Source organism: Arthrobacter sp. MSA 4-2 (assembly GCF_016405885.1).
GTDB lineage: Bacteria > Actinomycetota > Actinomycetes > Actinomycetales > Micrococcaceae > Arthrobacter_D.
In genome coordinates, this window is the sequence record NZ_JAEKGC010000007.1 from 119,514 (window position 1) to 138,687 (window position 19,174).

The window sequence follows — 19,174 nt, forward strand, 5'->3', positions numbered from 1 at the left end:
GCTTATTAATTTCCCGGGCGTGCGGAATTGCCCCGCTATGGCCCCTGCCGGGCCCTGAACCGCTCCTCGTAAATGCGCTCTGCCTCCTCCAGGACGGCTGAATCGAGCCGCCCTAGGGGACGGATGTCGGTTAGGAGGGGCTCGCAGTCCGGTCCGCGGCCGGCACAGGTTCCAGCGAGGATCCAGGCATGGCGGTCCCGCCGTTCGCTCAGGTGCTTGTACTGGCAGATCTGACGGGCCAGCCAGTCTTTAAGTGGGCGGGTCCACCAGGCTTCCGGTGTCAGGGGGTTCACCGAGAGACCGGGGAGTGCCAGCCCGCTTTCGGTGTCGGTGCTCTGTGATCCGGAGTCGGCCTCGAACCCTTTCGAGTAGCGCAGGCAAACGCCGTCCACCGTCGTGACCAGCCGCTCGAGTTCGGCCAGATCCTTCACGAGGTTTTCTTTCGCTGTGGTTGTCATTGCCGCCTTTCGCGTCCGCCTATCGAAAGGAACTCCGGATCGGCCCGCATTCGACTCCGGACTGAGCCAGGGTGCGTGGCGCCCCGGTGTCCGGCAATCGGTCACCAGGTGCCCGTCACGACGCTGGTGGAGGGTCCTCCGATGAAGTCCTAAGCATGCTTAGTAGATTCAAGGATGCTCGACGGCGCCTGCCCGGTCAACAACTATCCCAGCGGCCGGATGCGACCTGCGCGGGACCCGGGTCAGGTGGCGGATGGCTCCGGTTCCTGTCCGCATGCTCCACGGAGTTCGGACAGGGCGTCGTCGGGCACCGCGTCGCCGGCCTCGGCCAGCCGATCCGCCGGCGCGAGAATCTTCTCGGGTACGCCGGCGGTTCGAGCGGGAGCGATGAGGCCGCCGAGGAGTTCCTTGTCCTGCGCGCTGACCAGGCCATCCTCGGTCACTTTGCAGATCTGCTCCTTGACCTCACCTGCTGCGGCGGTCGCGGCCGAGGACACGGCGTCCCGGGCTGTGTCCTCGACCTGGGCGCACGCTCCCAGCAGTGCGGCGAACGGAACCACGAGCAGGGCGAGGCGCCACTGTTTACGGCCGGGGGTGTGGGTCTGGACGGTCATCAATGATTCTCCTTGGTTCTGCGGAAGGGCGGCATGGGACGCCGGACGACGCGCGATAGGTTGATATCCCCTCTGCTGGGGAAGATTCAGGTGGCCGGAACCGCTGTGATCTTTCCTTCCCGGAAGGCATCGACGAACAGTGAATGGTCCCGGCGGACCTCGGCCGCGTAGGCGGTGGCGAAGTCGATGATGTCTTCGATGAACTCCTCCTCACGGCCCTCAAGCAATTCAATGATCGCAGTTTCGATGCGGAAGGGCACGAGGTCGTGGTCACTGTCCTCGTCGCTGGCACAGTGGATCTTGGCGGTGGCCTGGCCGAGGCTGGCCAGGACGGCTTCCATCTGGGACGGCTCGGTCAGGTCCTCCCAGTCAAGGTCCCGCTTGTAGGGGGAGAGTTCGCCGACGACGAAGGACACCCCGTCGATCGTGGTGTAGCCCAGGAAGGGGTCGGTGTGGGTTTGGAGTGAGCGCTGGCTGATGACCGCGCGGTGGCCGTCGTCAATGAAGTAGGAGCGTACCCGTTCATCGGAGACGATCCTGCTGGGCGCGGCGACGTTCGACTGCTTCATGGCGAGGATGATGTCGTTTTCCTGGGCCTCGTCGAAGCCTTCGATGAGGACGTTGTAGGCTGGCAGGCCCGCACTGCCGATGCCGAAGCCCTTCTTGCCGACGATTCCCTTCACCCGGTAGAACACGCGCCGTCGGGACCGTTCGCTGTCGGGGATGGTGGTCAGGTATTCCTCGAACGCGGCGTCGACCTTTCGGTACTCGGCCTCCTCAAGCGTGCGGATGGAACCGTCCTCGCGGAAGTGCCGTTCGTAATCCTCGATCCGGGTCAGTGCGTCGAGCAGCACCGTTCGTTTGGAGGCCCGGGCCTCCTGCAGGACGGCGCGGATCGCCCCGTCGGTGTTGGCGAGGCCGAAGGCGAAATCGGCGTCTTCGGCACGAACATAGTCGCGCACCCGGTCAAGGTAGGCCTGAAGGTAGACCCTGGCGAGGTCGTGCACGGCCCGGGTGGGCAGGGCCTTCTGCCAGCACAGCAGGGCAAGGGACGCAGCGAAGCGGCGGAGGTCCCAGGAGAAATGGCCCACGTAGGCCTCGTCGAAGTCGTTGACGTCGAAGGTCAGGCGTCCTTCATTGCTCATGTAGGTGCCGAAGTTTGCGGCGTGCAGGTCACCGTGAATCCACACACGGCTGGTGCGCTCGTCCGCCCAGCGGTCGTCGAGGTCCGCCATATCGGCGTAGAAGAGGGCGGCGCTGCCCCGGTAGAACGCGTAGGGGTCGGCGGCCATCTTCCGGAACCGGGCACGGAAAGCGTGAGGATCGGCCTCCATCAGTGCCTCGTGGGCTTCCACAAGGGTGTCGATGATGAGTTGTTGGCGGCGCGTGGAGTCGACCATGGAGTCAGACTACCCTCGCTCCGGCGGGTGCGGCGGGCTCTCTAGGGACGTGGCGGATGTTGTGCGTGCGGCGGGCGCTGTGGGGACGTGGCGGATGTTGTGTGCGCGGCGGGCGCTGTGGGGACGTGGCGGATGTTGTGCGTGCGGCGGGCGCTGTGGGGACATGGCGGACGCGGCGGGCGCTGTGGGGATGTGGCGGGGAGGACTGACAGGGGCGGGATGGGCAGGTGCCGGATTGGTGGAGCCGGGCGGGCAGCCCGGGGTACGCTTCGTCGGAAATCTGACGGTCGACGGAACCGGCCAGCTGGTCCGTTCCGGCTCGTGAAGCGGCCGCCCCGGCCGGACAGCGCGCAGACCGCGTGCAGACCGCGCAGAGTGCCCCGCGTACCCGAAGGAGAAGCATGGCAAAGCTGATCTACTCGATGATCACCTCGCTCGACGGCTACGCAGAGGCGGCGGAGGGAGACCTCGGCGCCGGGGCCGAGGTCGAAGAGGTGCATACCTTCATCGGTGACATTTTCCGCCCTGTCCGCACCTTCCTCTACGGCCGGCGGATGTACGAGACGATGGTGTTCTGGGAGACAGCGCATACCCTGCCCGACGTGCCTCCGCACATCCTGCAGTACGCCCGCGACTGGCAGGCCGCGGAGAAGATCGTGTACTCCACGACGCTGGAGTCGGCGTCAAGCGCGAAGACCCGGATCGAGCGGACCTTCGACCCTGACGAGGTGCGTAGGCTCAAGGAGGAGTCCGACTCCGACCTCAGCGTCGACGGTCCGACCCTTGCGGCCCAGGCGATCGCTGCCGGCCTGGTGGACGAGTACCACCTGTTCATCACCACGAGTGTGGTCGGGGGCGGCAAGCGGTTCTTCCCCGACGGCGTGAGGCTGGATCTCGACCTGGTCGAGGAACGCGCCTTCGACAGCGGACTGATCTACGCGCGCTACCGGACCCGCTGAACCGGGCCTGAAGTCACGACCCTCGGCCGGCTGCCTGGTGCGGCGCGCCGGAAGCGGCGCTTCAGGGAATAGCGCTTTACTTGGACCTTGGGGAGCGGGTGCCGTTCTCGACGGGTCGGAGCCAACGGCCGAAGAGAACGGCCGAAGCGACCCCAGGCTGTGCCGGCAAACGTTGCCGGCAGTTCGTGCAGGCTGGAGACAGGACGGGGATTCCGTGGTGGAGGATGGAGGGCGCCCTCCCGGGGATCCGGTGCCCGATGGCGAACGGCAGCCGCTCGGGGCCCCGTTCTGGACGCTGTGGACCGCTTCGGGCTTCTCGAACCTCGCCGACGGCGTCCTCAAGGTCGCCCTGCCGCTGATTGCCCTGCGCTTCACCGATTCCCCGACGCTGATCGCCGGGCTCGCCATCGCCCTGTCGCTGCCGTGGCTGCTCTTCGCGCTCCCGGCCGGAGCGCTGGCCGACCGTGGCGACCGCCGTCGGATCATGCTCACGGCCAACACCGCTCGAGCCGCCCTTCTCCTGGCCCTCGTCGCCGCCCTGCTGTCCGGCGCGGAGCCGATCTGGGCCCTCTACCTGGTGGCGTTCGCCATCGGCTGCTCCGAGACCGCCTACGACACCTCGGCCCAGTCGATCCTGCCGCAGGTGGTGCCCCGGCCGGTGCTCTCGCGGGCCAACGGCCGGCTCTTCGCGGTGGAACTGACGGCAAACCAGTTCATCGGGCCACCGCTGGGAGGAGCGCTCGTCGTCGTGGGTGCCACCCTGGCCCTGACCGTCCCGGCGGCCCTGTGGGCCTGCGCGGTGGGAGCACTGCTGTTCGTGCGCGGCAGTTTCCGGGTGGAGCGGACGACATCCTCCTCGATGCGTGCCGACATCGCCGAGGGGCTGCGGTTCCTGTGGAGCCGGCCGCTGCTGCGCACGCTCGCGGCAATGGTCGGGGGCTTCAACTTCGCCTCCAGTGCGGCGTTCACAGTCTTCGTGCTCTTCGCCGTCGGACCCGGATCGGCCATGAAGCTTTCGGAGCCCGGATTCGGGCTGCTGCTGACCTCGATCGCCGTCGGAAGCCTCCTTGGTTCGCTCGTGGCCGAGGGGATTGAGAAGCGGTTGGGACGCTCCCGGTCCCTGGCCGTGGCGATCCTTGCGAGCGTGCCACTCGTCGGCATGCCGGCCGTGACCGCAGACCCGGTGCTCGTTGGCCTGGCCTTCTTCCTGGGCGGGGTGGCCATCGCCGTCTGGAACGTCGTTTCGGTCTCGCTGCGGCAGCGGATCACTCCGGACCGGCTGCTCGGACGGGTCAACAGCGCCTACCGCCTGCTGGCCTGGGGCACGATGCCGGCGGGCGCGGCCGCCGGGGGGCTGCTGGCCCAGTACTTCGGCCTGACAACGGTGTTCGCTTCGATGGGCATCCTGTCCCTGGTGCTGCTGCTCGGAATGCGGGTAGTGACCGAACCGGCCATTGAGGCCGCGGAGCGTGATATCGAAGCCGCCTGAGCCGCGGAACGACGTCGTGGGCGCCTGAGTGGGCGCCGCAGTGACGGACGGCGGCCCGCCGGACCGTCCGCCCCGGCCGCGCAGCGCCCTCGGCCGGTTCAGCGCAGTTCTGGCCGGTTCAGCGCAGTTCGAGGATCAGTTCCTTGACCACGGCGCCGCGGGCGTTGGCGAAACCCTGGGCCTCGCCCACGCGCTGGAAGCCCCACCGCTCAAGGATGCGGATCGAGCTGACGTTGTCGACCACGGCCCGGGCACGCAGGGGGCGTTCGGTCACCTCGGCGAGGAACTGGCCCACCGCCGCCGTCGTGATGCCCTGACCCCAGCGGGCCTTGTCCACCCAGTAGCTGATTTCGGGGGTCTCCTCGTCCTTGTAGGCGAGGATGCTGCCGACGACCTCGCCGTCCGCGAGGATGGTGCGCACCGTGATCTTCGGGTTGTTGAGGATGTCCTGCCAGTGGTGGTCGAACACCCCGCGGTCCGATGGATTCTTCGCGGCGAAGCCCGCCATGTGGTTGGCGCTCGGGTCCAGCTGGTGGGTGAAGAACTTATCCAGGTCGGCGGCTTCAACGGGGCGGAGTTCAATCACGGCGGAACTTTCGGTTAGGAGGCACTGTCGGTATCGGTAAAGAACCAGCGTACCTGCGGGTCAGGCGGATGCCGGGCTCAGGCGTTCAGCGCGGCCCAGGCCATGTTCTCCAGGAGGAGACGCAGGCCGCCGAGATCCCTGCTGCTCCTGCTGCCCTGGGTGGTGTGCGGGGTCGAGTTGATGAGTCCGAACACCGCATGGGCCTTCCGGCGCAGCTGCACGAGGTCCGCACCCGGGGTGCGGTCGGCCATCGCCTCGACCCACACCTCGAGGTAGCGGCGCTGCAGCGACCTCACCGTTTGGGCGTCCTCCCGGGACAGGCTGCTGAGGTCGCGGTCCTGGACGCGGATGACGTTGGCGTTGCTGAGGGCGAAATCGACCTGGAACTCGATGAGTCCGCGCAGAGCGCTGTCGGCGTCGGCGGAGTTGGCCAGGACGGCGCGGCCGCCGTCGAGGAGGTCCTCGCTGACTCCGGTCAGCAGCGCCGAGAGCACTGCGGGCTTGCCGCTGAAGTGCCGGTAAACAGCCGGCCCGCTGACGCCTGCGGCAGCGCCGAGGTCCTCAATGGAGACACCGTTGTACCCGCGCTCGGCGAAAAGCTGGGCGGCCGCGCCCAGGAGGGCGGCGCGCCGCGAGGCCTTGGCCAGGCTGCGGCCCGTGACCCGGTCGACGGTGGGCGGTGATTCCATGAAAATATCCCCCTGTTGGTGTGTGTGCTCTTATTGTGGTGGACAGGCCGGTTAATAGCCACTAACCTAAACTCGGTTAGCGCTTACTAACTTAAGTCGTTTGAGGGAAGAGTCGATGGAGACGCTCACGTCGAAGGTGGACACCACCTCGCTGGAATTCTTGGAGAACGACGAGGCGCAGCGCCGCCTGGCCGCAGAACTCCGCGGCCGCCTCGCGGAAACCGCCCTGGGCGGACCCCCGCGGTCCCGGGAACGCCACGTGGCCCGCGGCAAGCTCCTGCCGCGCGAACGCATCGACTTCCTGCTCGACGACGGCAGCCCCTTCCTCGAGATCGCACCGCTGGCGGCCAACGGCATGTACGGCGACGAGTCCCCGGGTGCCGGCGTCATCGCGGGCATCGGCCTGGTCCACGGCCGGCACGTGCTGGTCATCTCGAATGACGCGACGGTCAAGGGCGGCACCTACTACCCGCTCACGGTGAAGAAGCACCTGCGGGCCCAGGAGATTGCGCTCGAGAACAACCTGCCGTGCGTCTACCTCGTCGACTCGGGCGGGGCCTACCTGCCGAAGCAGGACGAGGTGTTCCCCGACCGCGACCACTTCGGCCGCATCTTCTACAACCAGGCCACCCTGTCGGCGCGGAAGATCCCCCAGATCGCCGCCGTGATGGGCTCCTGCACCGCAGGCGGCGCCTACGTCCCCGCCATGAGCGATGAAACGGTGATCGTCCGGAACCAGGGCACCATCTTCCTGGGCGGGCCGCCGCTGGTGAAGGCCGCCATCGGCGAGGTCGTCACGGCGGAGGAACTCGGCGGGGGCGAGCTTCACTCCCGGGTCTCAGGAGTCACCGACCACCTCGCGGAGAACGACCACCACGCCCTGGAGATCGTGCGCGACATCATCTCGACCCTCCCGGTCCACCGGCCGGCGGAGGAGACCGTTCCGGTGCAGCCGCCCGCCGTCGACACCGACGAGCTCTACGGCGCCGTGCCGGTTGACGTCAACGCCTCCTACGACGTCCGCGAGGTCATCGCCCGCCTCGTCGACGGAAGCCTCTTCCACGAGTTCAAGCGCGACTACGGCACCACGCTGGTTACCGGCTTCGCCACCCTGCACGGGCACAAGGTCGGGATCGTCGCCAACAACGGAGTGCTCTTCAGCGAGTCGGCGCTCAAGGGCGCCCACTTCATCGAACTGTGCGACCAGCGCGGCATCCCGCTGATCTTCCTGCAGAACATCTCCGGCTTCATGGTCGGCAGGGACTCCGAGGCCGGCGGCATCGCCAAGAACGGGGCCAAGATGGTCACCGCGGTGGCCACCTGCCGGGTTCCCAAGCTCACCGTGGTGATCGGGGGCTCCTTCGGGGCGGGCAACTATTCGATGTGCGGACGGGCCTACTCCCCGCGCTTCCTGTGGATGTGGCCGGCGAGCCGCATCTCCGTCATGGGCGGCAATCAGGCCTCCTCGGTGCTCAGCACGGTCAAGCGCGACCAGCTTGAGGCCCGCGGGGAAGCATGGAGCGCCGAGGAGGAAGCGGCCTTCACCGCCCCGATCCGGGAGCAGTACGAGGCCCAGGGAAGCCCCTACTATTCGACGGCCCGGCTGTGGGACGACGGCATCATCGACCCCGCCGACACCCGCACCGTGCTCGGCCTCGCCCTTGACGTGTGCGCCAGCACCCCGCTGCCGGAGACCTCCTTCGGCCTCTTCCGGATGTGAGAGAACTGCCCATGACTGCTCCCCACCAGCCGCCGTTCTCGACGGTCCTTGTTGCCAACCGCGGCGAGATCGCCTGCCGGGTCATCCGTACCCTGCGCTCCCTGGGCATCCGTTCCGTCGCCGTCTACAGCGACGCCGACGCCGGGGCCCGCCACGTCCGGGAGGCCGACACCGCCGTGCGGATTGGCCCCGCCTCCGCCGCCGAGAGCTACCTCAGCGCCGAGGCGATCCTCGCCGCCTGCCGGCGGACCGGAGCCGAAGCGGTCCACCCGGGCTATGGGTTCCTCAGCGAGAACGCCGGGTTCGCCCGGGCGCTGGCGGAGGAGGGCATCGTCTTCATCGGCCCGGACGTTCACGCCCTGAACGTCATGGGCGACAAGATCCGCTCGAAGAATCACGTGGCAGGCCACGGCGTGCCCGTCGTTCCCGGGCTCGCGGAGCCGGGCCTGACGGACGAGCAGCTGATCGAGGCCGCAGGAGACATTGGCTACCCGCTGCTCATCAAGCCCTCGGCCGGCGGCGGCGGCAAGGGCATGCACGCCGTGTACGAGCCGGCGGAACTGCCGGCGGTGCTGCTGACCGCCCGGCGCGTTGCCGCCTCCGCGTTCGGCGACGACACCCTGTTTCTCGAACGGCTCATCCCCACGCCGCGCCACATCGAGGTTCAGGTGCTGGCCGACCAGCACGGGAACGTCATCCACCTGGGGGAGCGCGAGTGCTCCCTGCAGCGCCGCCACCAAAAGGTCATCGAGGAGGCGCCGTCGGCCCTGCTCACCGAGGCGACCCGCGCACGCATCGGCGAGGCCGCCTGCAACGCCGCACGCAGCGTGGACTACACCGGGGCGGGAACGGTCGAATTCCTCGTCTCGGATGCCTCGCCGGACGAGTTCTTCTTCATGGAGATGAATACGCGCCTGCAGGTGGAGCACCCGGTGACCGAACTCGTCACCGGCGTCGACTTGGTCGAGTGGCAGGTGCGCATCGCCGGTGGGGAGGCGCTCGCCTTCGGGCAGGACGACGTCGTCCTCACCGGCCACGCCGTTGAGGCGCGGGTCTACGCGGAGAATCCCGAGGCAGGCTTCCTTCCCTCCTCTGGCACTGTGTTGCGCCTCGAGGAACCGGCGGGCGAGGGGATCCGGGTGGACAGCTCGCTCCTGCCCGGACTCACCATCCCGGCCGCCTACGATCCGATGCTCTCCAAGGTCATCGCGTGGGGTGCCGACCGGACCGAGGCGCTCGACCGGCTCGATACCGCCCTCGCCTCCTCAGTGGTGCTCGGCATCGACACCAACACCGAATACCTGCGCCTGCTCATCGGCGACGAGGACGTCCGGGCCGCCCGGCTCGACACCACGCTGATCGAGCGGAAACTGCCGGGGCTTGCCTTCCGGACCGTCACCGACGCCGAGCTCGCCGTCCTCGCCGTCGGGATGCTCACGTCCGATCCGCAGGGCGATGGCTCCGGCAGCTCTCCTGCCGCAGCGGCGGAGCTGCCGCCGTGGCAGCGCCGGGACGGCTTCCGGCTGGGCGTGCCCCAGCCGCGCCGGCTGAGCCTCGAGGTGGGCCCCGACGACGTCCGTGAGGTATCGATCCTTCCTGCCGACTCCGCGGGGCCGGATGGGACGTTCGCGGTCGCCGTCGACGGTGGGCCAACCCACACCGTTCGGCTCGATCCGGCAGGTGGCGCCGTCGTGGACGGCGTGCGCACCGGTGTGGCGATGGTGCACGCCGACGGCGTGTCCTGGCTGGGGGAGGACGGCTGGTCGGTCTCGGTGCGCCGGCTCAGCCGCAGCGCCCGCCTGCAGGCCCAGCTCGCGCTGGTGGCCCGCGCCGCCGGAAACGCCGATCCGCTCGTGCGAAGCCCCATGCCGGGCACCGTCGTCTCGGTGTCCGTCAGCGACGGTGACGCCGTCGAGGAGGGCCAGGTGCTCCTGGCCGTCGAAGCGATGAAGATGGAGCACCAGCTCCGGGCCGCCGTCGCCGGAACCGTCCACCTCACCCTGAAGCCTGGAGACCTGGTGCGGGCCGATCAGGTGGTCGCAAGCATCCATGTCGAGGAGGCCGTCCCGGCAGGAGACTCCGCCGGGCAGGACGCGGCCGATCAGGAAACTGCAGGTCAGGAAACAGCAGCGCAGGAACCAACAGCGCAGCAAACAGCAGCGCAGGAACCAACAGCGAAGGAAGTATCAGCACGATGAACTTTGAACTGTCTGAGGAATACCAGGACCTCGTCGACACAGTGCGCGAATTCGCCGACGAGGTTGTCGCGCCGGTTTCCGCCAAGCACGACGAGGAGCACAGCTTCCCCTACGACGTGGTGAAGCAGATGGCGGACATGGGCCTGTTCGGCCTGCCGTTCCCCGAGGAATACGGCGGAATGGGTGGCGACTACTTCGCGCTGTGCCTCGCGCTCGAACAGCTCGCCCGGGTCGACCAGTCCGTGGCCATCACCCTCGAGGCCGGTGTCTCCCTGGGCGCCATGCCGATTTACCGGTTCGGCACCGAGGAACAGAAGCAGACCTGGCTGCCGTCCCTGGCCTCCGGCAAGGCCCTCGGCGGCTTTGGCCTGACCGAATCCGAGGCCGGCTCCGACGCCTCCGGCACCCGCACCACCGCACGGCTCGAGGACGGCCCGAACGGCCGCGAATGGGTCATCAACGGCACCAAGGAGTTCATCACCAACTCCGGCACCGACATCACGAGCCTGGTCACGGTCACCGCGGTGACTGGCACCTCCGAGGGCCCCAACGGGTCGGTGAAGAAGGAAATTTCGACGATCCTCGTTCCCTCGAACACCCCCGGTTTCACCGCCGAGAAGGCCTACAACAAGGTCGGCTGGAACGCCTCCGACACCCACCCGCTGACCCTGCGCGACGTCCGCGTTCCCGAGGCAAACCTGCTGGGCACCCGCGGGCGCGGCTACGCGAACTTCCTGCAGATCCTCGATGAGGGCCGGATCGCCATCGCAGCGCTCGCCACCGGTGCGGCGCAGGGCTGCGTTGAGCAGTCGCTGCGGTACGCCAAGGAACGCCAGGCGTTCGGCACCAACATCGGCTCCTACCAGTCGATCCAGTTCAAGATCGCCCGCATGCAGGCCCGGGCGCACACTGCACGCCTTGCCTACTACGACGCCGCGTCGCGGATGCTCGCCGGCAAGCCGTTCAAGACACAGGCCTCCATCGCCAAGCTGGTCGCCGGCGAGGCGGCAATGGATAACGCAAGGGACGCAACCCAGATCTTCGGCGGGTACGGTTTCATCAACGAGTTCACCGTCTCCCGGCACTATCGGGATTCGAAGATCCTCGAAATCGGCGAGGGCACCACCGAGGTTCAGCTCATGCTGATCGCACGCGAGTTGGGCCTGTAACCTGCCAGCAATGGAGTTGAAGGAGAAGCAGTGATCGACAAAGTTGTGGCAAGCGCCGCGGAGGCCGTCGCCGACATCCAGGACGGGGCAAGCCTCGCCGTGGGCGGGTTTGGCCTGTGCGGGATTCCCTCGGTTCTGATCGACGCCCTGCACGCGCAGGGCACCGGGAACCTTGAAACGATCAGCAACAACTGCGGGGTGGACGAATGGGGGCTCGGTGTCCTGCTGATGGACCACCGGATCCGCCGCACCATCAGCTCCTACGTGGGTGAGAACAAGGAGTTTGCCCGCCAGTACCTTTCGGGCGAACTGGAGGTCGAGCTGACCCCGCAGGGCACCCTCGCCGAAAAGCTCCGGGCCGGCGGCGCGGGCATCCCGGCGTTTTACACCACCGCCGGGGTGGGCACCCTCGTGAGCGAGGGCGGGCTGCCGCAGAAGTACGACGCCGATGGGAACGTTCTCATCTCCTCCAAACCCAAGGAGGTCCGGACCTTCGACGGCGTCGACTACGTGCTCGAGGAATCGGTGCGCCCCGACTTCGCGCTGGTCCACGCCTGGAAGGGCGACCGCCACGGCAACCTCGTCTTCCATGCGACGGCCGCGAACTTCAATCCGTTGTGCGCCCAGGCCGGGCGGATCACCATCGCGGAGGTCGAGGAACTGGTGGAGCCGGGGGAGCTCGATCCCGAACACGTCCATCTCCCCGGGATCTTCGTGCAGCGGGTGGTGCACGCGCCCGACGTCGAAAAGCGGATCGAGAAGCGAACCGTCTCGCTGTCGGCCACCGAACCATCACCAGCCAAGGAGGCCTGAGACGTGGCATTGACCAGGAATGAACTCGCGGCCCGCGTGGCCCGGGAGCTCGAAAACGGCCAGTACGTCAACCTCGGCATCGGAATGCCGACGCTGATCCCGAACTACATTCCGGAGTCCGTCGAGGTTGTGCTTCACTCCGAGAACGGCATCCTCGGGGTGGGACCGTATCCGACGGAAGAGCAGCTGGACCCCGACCTGATCAACGCCGGCAAGGAGACCGTGACTGTCAACGCCGGTGCGTCGTTCTTCGATTCGGCCGCGTCCTTCGGCATGGTCCGCGGCGGCCACGTCGACCTGGCCGTGCTCGGTGCGATGGAGGTCGCGGCGAACGGTGACCTGGCGAACTGGGTTATCCCGGGCAAGATGGTCAAGGGGATGGGCGGTGCCATGGACCTCGTGTTCGGCGCCAAGCGGCTGATTGTGATGATGGAGCACGTCGACCGCACCGGGAATCCCAAGATCGTTGAACGCTGCTCCCTCCCGCTGACGGGCAAGGGCTGTGTCGACCGCATCATCACCGACCTCGCGGTGATCGACGTCGATGCCACCCGCGGGGGCGGAACGCTCGTGCTGCGCGAAACGGCACCGGGCGTGAGCGTTGACGAAGTCATCGCCCGGACCGGCGCTCCGCTTGAGGTCCGCATCGATGGGTGAGGCGCAGGAGCCGGGCGAGGTGATCGTGCAGCGCGGGCTCTACTTCGATGAGCTGAAGACGGGGGTGAGGTACGCCCACCGTCCGGGCCGTACGCTGACCGAGGCCGACAATGTGCTCTTCACGACCCTCACCATGAACACACAGGGCCTTCACCTCGATGCCGCCTGGTCCCAGGGCCAGCCCTTCGGCCAGCGGCTCGTCAACTCGATGCTCACGCTGGCGACGCTCGTGGGCCAGTCGGTCACCCAGCTGACCCAGGGCACCATCGTGGCCCAGCTCGGGCTGACGGACATCCGGTTTCCCCATCCGCTCTTCCACGGCGACACCCTGTACACCGAAACGGAGATCACCGGGGTGCGGGAATCGTCCTCCCGCCCCGGACAGGGCATCGTCACCATGGTGCACACCGGCCGGAACCAGGACGGCGTCGTCGTCGCTTCCGCGGAGCGCTCGGTCCTGATGTGGTCACGGGCAGGGCATGAGGCTGCAGGATCTGAGCCGGCCGGACGCGAGGCGGCGGGCTCGTGAGCGGCTTCACGATAGGTCCGTCGCTGCTGTTCTGTCCGGCGGACAGGCCGGAGCGGTACCGCAAGGCCGCCGAGCGGGCCGACGCCGTCATCCTCGACCTTGAGGACGCCGTCGCGCCGGAGAACAAGGAGGCGGCGCGGGAGGCGCTCGTCGACAGCGCGCTGGATCCGGAGCGCACCATCGTGCGGATCAATCCGGTACCGACAGGCGACTTCCTGCGCGATTGCGCGGCGCTGCGCCGTACCTCCTACCGCACGGTCATGCTGGCGAAGGCCGGATCAGGTGGTGACCTCCGCGATGTCGGACTGCACTTGCCGTCCTATGACGTGATCGCCCTGTGCGAGACGGCCGCGGGGATCCTCAAGGCACCGCACATCGCGATCCAGCCCAACGTCACCGCGTTGATGTGGGGCGCCGAGGATCTTGTCGCATCGCTCGGGGGTACCTCGAGCCGCGGCAAGGACGGCGCCTACCGCGGAGTGGCCGCCCACGCCCGCTCGCAGGTCCTCCTCGCTGCAGGGGCCGCGGGCATTCCCGCCATCGACTCCGTGTACCTCGATATCCCCGATCTTGACGGGCTCGCGGCCGAGGCAGAGGATGCCGCGGCATCGGGGTTCTTCGCGAAGGCCTGCATCCATCCCAGTCAGGCCGAGCCGGTGCGCAGGGCCTATGCGCCGAGTGATGAGGAAGTTGAGCAGGCACGTGACCTGCTGCGTGAGGCCGCCGGCCGGGGCGGGGTGTTTCAGTACCAGGGGCGCATGATCGACGGCCCAATCCTGAGGCACGCCGAGCAGGTGCTCTCCCGGCTGCGCGACTGACGTCACGGCCTGAAGCGTCACTGCAGGCGGAGCATATGGAGATGGGCGCTATTCGGGGACCACACCGTCTATGCGATGCGCAGTCTGTTCATGAGATGCGCGGTTGCTCGTCCAGGGCGTGTCCTCCCGAGTCCATCCGCTCCTTCCGGCCGGGGGAGCGGCCCGCGTCAGAACGGAGGTGGCTCGGCCAGTTGTCCCGGAGGCGCCGTCGTGTAGTGGCGGCCGGCGGGTGACTTCCACTTCAGGGTGCCGGCGTCGTTCTCGAGGAGGTTCCAGCCGGTCGCCGACTTGTACATGTGATGCTTGCGGCAGAGATGGGCGAGGTTTCCGTGGTCCGTCCGCCCGCCCCGTGACCATGGAATGCTGTGGTCGATGTCGGAGTGCGCCGCCGACCGGCCGCACCCGGGGAACCGGCAGGTCGCGTCGCGGTACCGGAGCCACCTCCGCAGCGTCGTGGATGGCAGTCGAGCCTTCCGGCCCATGGCCAGCACGTTCCGGCCCTCGCAGGTCAGCAGGGGGAGGAAGCTGCCGGACAGTGCCGCGAGTTCCCGCGCTGTGTCCGGACTGATGGGCCCGTATCCCTCGAGCTCGGCGGGGTGGTCGGCGACACCCAGGAGGGTCTGGACATCCATGGTGACCAGAACGTCGGCCGGGGCGGATGGGTCGCTTCCACCCGCCGGGAGGGCGGACTTGACCAGCAGATCGGCAAGGACATCGGCCCGCAGCTGGGTGAGAGTCCTCGGCTCATCCGGGCCCTGCACCGCCCGGGCCAGGGTGGTCAGGCGGTTGTAGGCGGCCGCCGCCGTGTCCGCGGGAAGGTAGGCGGAGAACCAGCACATTCCATCGAGGTCGGGGGCGAGGGACACCCTCCGGTCGGCTGCTGCTTTCCTTGTTCGCTGCTGGATCGTCTCGGGGTGGTGTTTCTCCCGCTCGCGCCGGCTGCTGCGGGCCAGCTCGGCCGTCGTCTGGGCCGGAGCACCGGCAAGCAGGTGCTCCTCGAAGCCGGCCCGGGCATCGGGTGGCAGCAGGAGTGCTTCGTCGACGATCATCTCCGCCTGGCGGTAGTTGACCTGGCCGTTGCGCAGGGCCAGGAGGGTTGCCGGGAAGTCCTCGCACAGCAGGCGGGCGGTCCGCAGCTTCCCGAGTGCCGTGCGCTCCGGAATGCGCAGCGCACACGCGGCCTCCGTGGCGGCGAGGCTTGTTGCGAGGTCTTCGTCGAGCCGGCGGAGCGCTGCCCGGGTGCTCCCGTTGGTCCCGGCAGGCTGCGGGAGGGAATTGCCGCCTGCGGCGTCGAGGAAGTTCTGTTCAAGCAGGTGCAGGATCCGTGCCTGGCCCGCCTGTGCCCAGTTGATCAGAGACTCGACTTTCCCGAGGGCGGCCACGAGGCCGGGTCTATCGAGCAGTTCGGGGGAAAACAGCTGGATTGCACCGCTGAGCCCCGCCGGGACGGGAATTTCCCGGGTGGTGGATGGCTGCGTCGGTGCTTCCATAACCCCACTCTGTCACCCGCCACTGACATTTTGGCGGGTCGATTGGCGTGGCAACGGCCTGACGTCTGTCCTCGGGCGCACCCGACCAGCGCCGCCGACAGGTTCACATATCGAGCACGGGGAATGTGCCCGGGGCCACAACCGTTGTCCCCATATGAGAACAGTGATTGCAGGAGCCCACGGAAAAATTGCCCGCGAACTGACCCGCCGGCTGGTGGCACAGGGCCACTACGTCACCGGACTGATCCGCAACCCCGACCACGCGCCAGACCTCGAGCAGGACGGGGCCGACCCGGTGGTTCTCGACCTCGAGTCGGCCACCGCCCAGGAAGTGGCCGATGTCCTCACCGGGGCCGACGCCGTCGTCTTCGCCGCCGGAGCAGGGCCGGGCAGCGGCATAGATCGCAAGGACACCGTAGACCGCGCAGCCTCGGTGCTGCTCGCCGACGCCGCGGAACTCGCCGGAGTGGGGCGCTTCCTGCAGATCTCCTCGATGGGCGCCGACTCCGTCGACGGCGGCGTCCGGCCCGACGGCATGGATGACGTCTTCTACGCCTACCTGCTGGCCAAACTTGCCGCCGAACAGGATTTGCAGGCCCGAAAGCAGCTGAGTTGGACGATCATTCGGCCAGGAGGGCTCACTGACGAACCGGGGACCGGCCGGGTGAAGCTCGCCGCCAAGACCGGCTTCGGCTCCATCCCCCGCGCCGACGTCGCCTCCGTCCTCGCCGCGCTCCTGGTCGGCAACACCGGCCGCTCGGTGGTCCTCGAACTCACCTCGGGGGAGCAGACCGTGCGCGACGCCGTCAGCGCGCTCGCCTAGCGCCGGCCGCCCGGTTTGTTTCTGCCGACGGCGCGCCGTGCGGGATACTTGGGCCATGGACTTCACCAAGCTTCCGCGCGGCCACCGCCGGGTCGTCATCCTGGGATCCACCGGTTCCATCGGCACCCAGGCGCTTGAGGTGATCGCCCAAGCCCCGGACCGGTTCAGCGTCGCCGCGCTCGCCGCCGGGGGCCGGAACCCGGCCATGCTGGCACAGCAGGCCGTGGCAACCCGCGCCCCGGCGGTCGGGGCCGCCCTGTGTACGGAAAGCGAACTCGAACAGGCCGTCGGCAAGGCCGCGGACGCCGCGGGAGTGCGCGGCTACACCCCGGAGATCGTTGCCGGACCCGACGCGGCCCAGCGCCTGGGCGCCTGGCCCGAGGCCGACGTCGTCCTGAACGGCATCACGGGTTCGATCGGCCTCGCGCCCACCCTCGCCGCCCTGCGGGCAGGGCACCTGCTGGCCCTGGCGAACAAGGAGTCCCTGATCGTCGGGGGGCAGCTCGTGAAGGACGCCGCGGCACCCGGGCAGCTGGTGCCGGTCGACTCCGAGCATTCGGCCCTCGCCCAGGCCCTCCGGTCGGGCCTCCCGGACGAGGTCGACCGGCTGGTGCTCACCGCCTCGGGCGGGCCCTTCCGCGGAATGTCCCGACCCGACCTCACCGCGGTCACCCCGGCCCAGGCGCTGGCCCACCCCACCTGGACGATGGGCAGGGTGGTCACCACCAACTCCGCCACCATGGTGAACAAGGCCCTCGAGGTCATCGAGGCGCACCTGCTCTTCGACATTCCGCTGGACCGGATCGACGTCGTGGTGCACCCCCAGTCAGTCATCCATTCGATGGTCCAGTTCATCGACGGCTCCACCATCGCCCAGGCCTCGCCGCCGGACATGCGCCTTCCGATCGCGCTCGGCATCGGGTGGCCCTACCGTGTCCCCGGTTCCGCCGCAGCCTGTGACTGGAGCACCGCCGCAAGCTGGACCTTCGAGCCGCTCGATGAGGAAGCATTTCCCGCCGTGCGCCTCGCGAAGGCGGCGGCCGCGGCGGGCGGTACGTCGATGGCGGTGTTCAATGCCGCCAACGAGGAAGCCGTCGAAGCCTTCCACGCGGGCATCATCGGCTTCACCGACATCGTCGATACGGTCGCCGCGGTGGTGGCCGAGACCAGTGACTCCGGGCACACCGGGGCGGCGCCCGGCGGCGCCGACGCCGGCGGCATCACCCTTGAGGCGGTGCTCGACGCCGAACGCCGGGCACGGGCCTCCGCCCGCGCCCGTTGTGGAGTGAAGGAAACCTCCGCCGGATAGGGACACGCCTGCCGGACGCACCGGCGTCCGGCACAACCCCGACGGAACACGAACTCGAAGGAAACGCCTTGTCTATTCTGCTCTTCATCCTCGGAGTGCTTTTCGTTGTGGTGGGCATCGGTGCGTCCATCGCGCTCCACGAGGTGGGGCACCTGGTGCCGGCCAAGCTGTTCAAGGTCCGCGTCACCCAGTACATGGTCGGCTTCGGCCCCACCATCTGGTCCCGCCGCAAGGGCGAGACGGAGTACGGGATCAAGGCGATCCCCGCCGGCGGCTACATCTCGATGATCGGAATGTTTCCCCCGGGGCCGACCGACGACGAAGGCAGGGCCCGCCAGTCCGGCACCGGCGTCTTCCAGCAGCTGACCAACGACGCACGCCAGGCCGCCGCCGTGCAGCTGCAGCCCGGCGACGAAAAGCGCGTCTTCTACAAACTCCCGATCCACAAGCGCATCATCATCATGCTCGGCGGACCCCTGATGAATCTGCTGATCGGCATAGTCCTGTTCGCCGTCCTCATCATGGGCTTCGGGACCGCCCAGGCGACGACGACCGTCGCCGAGGTCTACAAGTGCGTGGTTCCGGCCGACCGGCAGGCCGAGACCGGTCAGACGGACTGCGCCGACGGCGACCCGGCCGCCCCCGCGTTCGAGGCGGGACTGCAGCCCGGTGACCGCATCCTCACCTTCGACGGCCGCGACGTCGAAAGCTGGGGCCAGTTCTCGGAGTGGATCCGTGAGGCCGCGGGCCGCAGCGTTCCGATCAGCTACGTCCGCGACGGGGAGACGCGCAGCTCGTCCATCACCCCGCTGCTCACCGCGCGGCCCGTGGCGGGGCCGGACGGCCAGACCCGCGTCGACGCCGACGGCACTCCGATCACCAAAGAGGTCGGCTTCATCGGCATCGGTTCCCAGCAGGAGCTGGTGCCGCAGCCGGCCAGCGAGGTCCTGCCCGCGGTCGGGGATTCCCTGGCCCGGGTCACCGGCGTCGTGCTGAACCTGCCCCAGCGGGTGGTCGATGTCGGGGAGGCCGCGTTCTCGGACGCACCCCGCGACCCGGAGGGCCCGATCAGCGTGGTGGGCGTCGGCAGGATCGCCGGCGAGGTCTCCGCCATGGAGGAAATCCCCCTCAAGGCACGGGCAGCGACCCTCGTCGGGCTGGTGGCCGGAGTCAACCTCGCGCTGTTCGTCTTCAACCTCATCCCCCTTCTCCCGCTCGACGGCGGACACGTCGCCGGCGCCCTGTGGGAGGGGCTGCGGCGCACCGTGGCCCGGATCTTCCGCCGCCCCGACCCGGGACCGTTCGACATGGCCAAACTGCTGCCCCTGACCTACGCGGTGGCCGTCCTCCTGATGGGCATGGGCATCCTGCTCATCTACGCCGACATCGTGAAGCCGGTTGCCCTCTTTGGCTAGGGTGTAAATTCATTTGAACCCCAATATGGTTGAAAATC

At 68.3% G+C, this 19,174-nt stretch carries 18 protein-coding genes; 12 read left to right on the forward strand and 6 right to left on the reverse strand.

Annotated features, from left to right (window positions below; translation table 11 throughout):
- Positions 1-35: 35 nt before the first annotated feature.
- The 3 genes from I6N91_RS09565 to I6N91_RS09575 all read right to left on the reverse strand — a co-directional run bounded on the left by I6N91_RS09565 (position 36) and on the right by I6N91_RS09575 (position 2,472).
- Entirely contained in the window at positions 36-458 is a 423-nt protein-coding gene (locus I6N91_RS09565; protein ID WP_198812340.1) for a DUF6098 family protein, read from the reverse strand.
- A 242-nt stretch (positions 459-700) separates the two neighbouring features.
- Positions 701-1,072: a hypothetical protein gene (locus I6N91_RS09570; RefSeq protein ID WP_233091677.1), complete on the reverse strand. Its 372-nt coding sequence runs from the start codon at positions 1,070-1,072 to the stop codon at positions 701-703.
- An 86-nt stretch (positions 1,073-1,158) separates the two neighbouring features.
- Positions 1,159-2,472, reverse strand: a complete 1,314-nt coding sequence (locus tag I6N91_RS09575; protein ID WP_198812341.1) for a DUF2252 domain-containing protein — start codon at positions 2,470-2,472, stop codon at positions 1,159-1,161.
- Between the two features lie 401 nt (positions 2,473-2,873).
- On the opposite strand from I6N91_RS09575, the gene I6N91_RS09580 reads away from it, so the two are divergent.
- Both I6N91_RS09580 and I6N91_RS09585 read left to right on the forward strand, forming a co-directional pair.
- On the forward strand, positions 2,874-3,431 hold the full coding sequence (locus I6N91_RS09580; RefSeq protein ID WP_198812342.1) for a dihydrofolate reductase family protein: 558 nt from the start codon (positions 2,874-2,876) through the stop codon (positions 3,429-3,431).
- Between the two features lie 214 nt (positions 3,432-3,645).
- Complete coding sequence (locus tag I6N91_RS09585) at positions 3,646-4,920, forward strand: MFS transporter (RefSeq protein WP_307843304.1); 1,275 nt, start codon at positions 3,646-3,648, stop codon at positions 4,918-4,920.
- A 118-nt stretch (positions 4,921-5,038) separates the two neighbouring features.
- Here the strand turns inward: I6N91_RS09585 and I6N91_RS09590 are convergent, their stop codons facing one another.
- Positions 5,039-5,506, reverse strand: a complete 468-nt coding sequence (locus I6N91_RS09590; RefSeq protein WP_198812344.1) for a GNAT family N-acetyltransferase — start codon at positions 5,504-5,506, stop codon at positions 5,039-5,041.
- A 77-nt stretch (positions 5,507-5,583) separates the two neighbouring features.
- Entirely contained in the window at positions 5,584-6,195 is a 612-nt protein-coding gene (locus I6N91_RS09595; RefSeq protein ID WP_159615967.1) for a TetR/AcrR family transcriptional regulator, read from the reverse strand.
- 115 nt (positions 6,196-6,310) lie between these two features.
- Here I6N91_RS09595 and I6N91_RS09600 point away from each other — a divergent pair, with 115 nt between their 5' ends.
- Genes I6N91_RS09600 through I6N91_RS09630 form a run of 7 tightly spaced genes read left to right on the forward strand, consistent with a single transcriptional unit; the run spans position 6,311 to position 14,099 of the window.
- A complete protein-coding gene (locus tag I6N91_RS09600) occupies positions 6,311-7,915 on the forward strand; it encodes a carboxyl transferase domain-containing protein (RefSeq protein ID WP_198812345.1) in 1,605 nt (534 codons plus the stop codon).
- Positions 7,916-7,926: 11 nt separating this feature from the next.
- The gene (locus I6N91_RS09605; RefSeq protein ID WP_198812346.1) at positions 7,927-10,113 is read left to right on the forward strand and encodes a biotin carboxylase N-terminal domain-containing protein; all 2,187 of its coding nucleotides are present in this window, start codon (positions 7,927-7,929) and stop codon (positions 10,111-10,113) included.
- The gene (locus I6N91_RS09610; RefSeq protein ID WP_198812347.1) at positions 10,110-11,282 is read left to right on the forward strand and encodes an acyl-CoA dehydrogenase family protein; all 1,173 of its coding nucleotides are present in this window, start codon (positions 10,110-10,112) and stop codon (positions 11,280-11,282) included. The genes I6N91_RS09605 and I6N91_RS09610 overlap by 4 nt, the downstream gene beginning before the upstream one ends.
- 30 nt (positions 11,283-11,312) lie before the next feature.
- Complete coding sequence (locus I6N91_RS09615) at positions 11,313-12,095, forward strand: CoA transferase subunit A (protein WP_198812348.1); 783 nt, start codon at positions 11,313-11,315, stop codon at positions 12,093-12,095.
- 3 nt (positions 12,096-12,098) lie between these two features.
- A complete protein-coding gene (locus I6N91_RS09620; RefSeq protein ID WP_198812349.1) occupies positions 12,099-12,752 on the forward strand; it encodes a CoA transferase subunit B in 654 nt (217 codons plus the stop codon).
- Entirely contained in the window at positions 12,745-13,281 is a 537-nt protein-coding gene (locus I6N91_RS09625) for a MaoC family dehydratase (protein ID WP_198812350.1), read from the forward strand. Before I6N91_RS09620 ends, I6N91_RS09625 begins: the two co-directional genes overlap by 8 nt.
- Positions 13,278-14,099, forward strand: a complete 822-nt coding sequence (locus tag I6N91_RS09630) for a CoA ester lyase (RefSeq protein WP_198812351.1) — start codon at positions 13,278-13,280, stop codon at positions 14,097-14,099. Before I6N91_RS09625 ends, I6N91_RS09630 begins: the two co-directional genes overlap by 4 nt.
- Before the next feature lie 167 nt (positions 14,100-14,266).
- On the opposite strand, the gene I6N91_RS09635 is transcribed toward I6N91_RS09630, so the two are convergent.
- A complete protein-coding gene (locus I6N91_RS09635) occupies positions 14,267-15,589 on the reverse strand; it encodes an HNH endonuclease signature motif containing protein (protein ID WP_198812352.1) in 1,323 nt (440 codons plus the stop codon).
- A gap of 154 nt (positions 15,590-15,743) precedes the next feature.
- Here I6N91_RS09635 and I6N91_RS09640 point away from each other — a divergent pair, with 154 nt between their 5' ends.
- The 3 genes from I6N91_RS09640 (at position 15,744) to I6N91_RS09650 (ending at position 19,136) form a co-directional block, all read left to right on the forward strand.
- Positions 15,744-16,412: an SDR family oxidoreductase gene (locus I6N91_RS09640; RefSeq protein ID WP_198812353.1), complete on the forward strand. Its 669-nt coding sequence runs from the start codon at positions 15,744-15,746 to the stop codon at positions 16,410-16,412.
- A gap of 55 nt (positions 16,413-16,467) precedes the next feature.
- Entirely contained in the window at positions 16,468-17,721 is a 1,254-nt protein-coding gene (gene dxr / locus I6N91_RS09645; protein ID WP_198812354.1) for a 1-deoxy-D-xylulose-5-phosphate reductoisomerase, read from the forward strand.
- Between the two features lie 68 nt (positions 17,722-17,789).
- Entirely contained in the window at positions 17,790-19,136 is a 1,347-nt protein-coding gene (locus I6N91_RS09650; protein WP_198812355.1) for a site-2 protease family protein, read from the forward strand.
- Positions 19,137-19,174: the final 38 nt, after the last annotated feature.

Coding starts and splice junctions, on each gene's coding strand:
- I6N91_RS09605 (WP_198812346.1), top strand. CDS start 7,927: ATGACTGCTCCCCACCAGCCGCCGTTCTCGACGGTCCTTGTTGCCAAC.
- I6N91_RS09610 (WP_198812347.1), top strand. CDS start 10,110: ATGAACTTTGAACTGTCTGAGGAATACCAGGACCTCGTCGACACAGTG.
- I6N91_RS09625 (WP_198812350.1), top strand. CDS start 12,745: ATGGGTGAGGCGCAGGAGCCGGGCGAGGTGATCGTGCAGCGCGGGCTC.
- I6N91_RS09580 (WP_198812342.1), top strand. CDS start 2,874: ATGGCAAAGCTGATCTACTCGATGATCACCTCGCTCGACGGCTACGCA.
- I6N91_RS09635 (WP_198812352.1), bottom strand. CDS start 15,589: ATGGAAGCACCGACGCAGCCATCCACCACCCGGGAAATTCCCGTCCCG.
- dxr (WP_198812354.1), top strand. CDS start 16,468: ATGGACTTCACCAAGCTTCCGCGCGGCCACCGCCGGGTCGTCATCCTG.
- I6N91_RS09600 (WP_198812345.1), top strand. CDS start 6,311: ATGGAGACGCTCACGTCGAAGGTGGACACCACCTCGCTGGAATTCTTG.
- I6N91_RS09570 (WP_233091677.1), bottom strand. CDS start 1,072: ATGACCGTCCAGACCCACACCCCCGGCCGTAAACAGTGGCGCCTCGCC.
- I6N91_RS09565 (WP_198812340.1), bottom strand. CDS start 458: ATGACAACCACAGCGAAAGAAAACCTCGTGAAGGATCTGGCCGAACTC.
- I6N91_RS09575 (WP_198812341.1), bottom strand. CDS start 2,472: ATGGTCGACTCCACGCGCCGCCAACAACTCATCATCGACACCCTTGTG.
- I6N91_RS09640 (WP_198812353.1), top strand. CDS start 15,744: ATGAGAACAGTGATTGCAGGAGCCCACGGAAAAATTGCCCGCGAACTG.
- I6N91_RS09595 (WP_159615967.1), bottom strand. CDS start 6,195: ATGGAATCACCGCCCACCGTCGACCGGGTCACGGGCCGCAGCCTGGCC.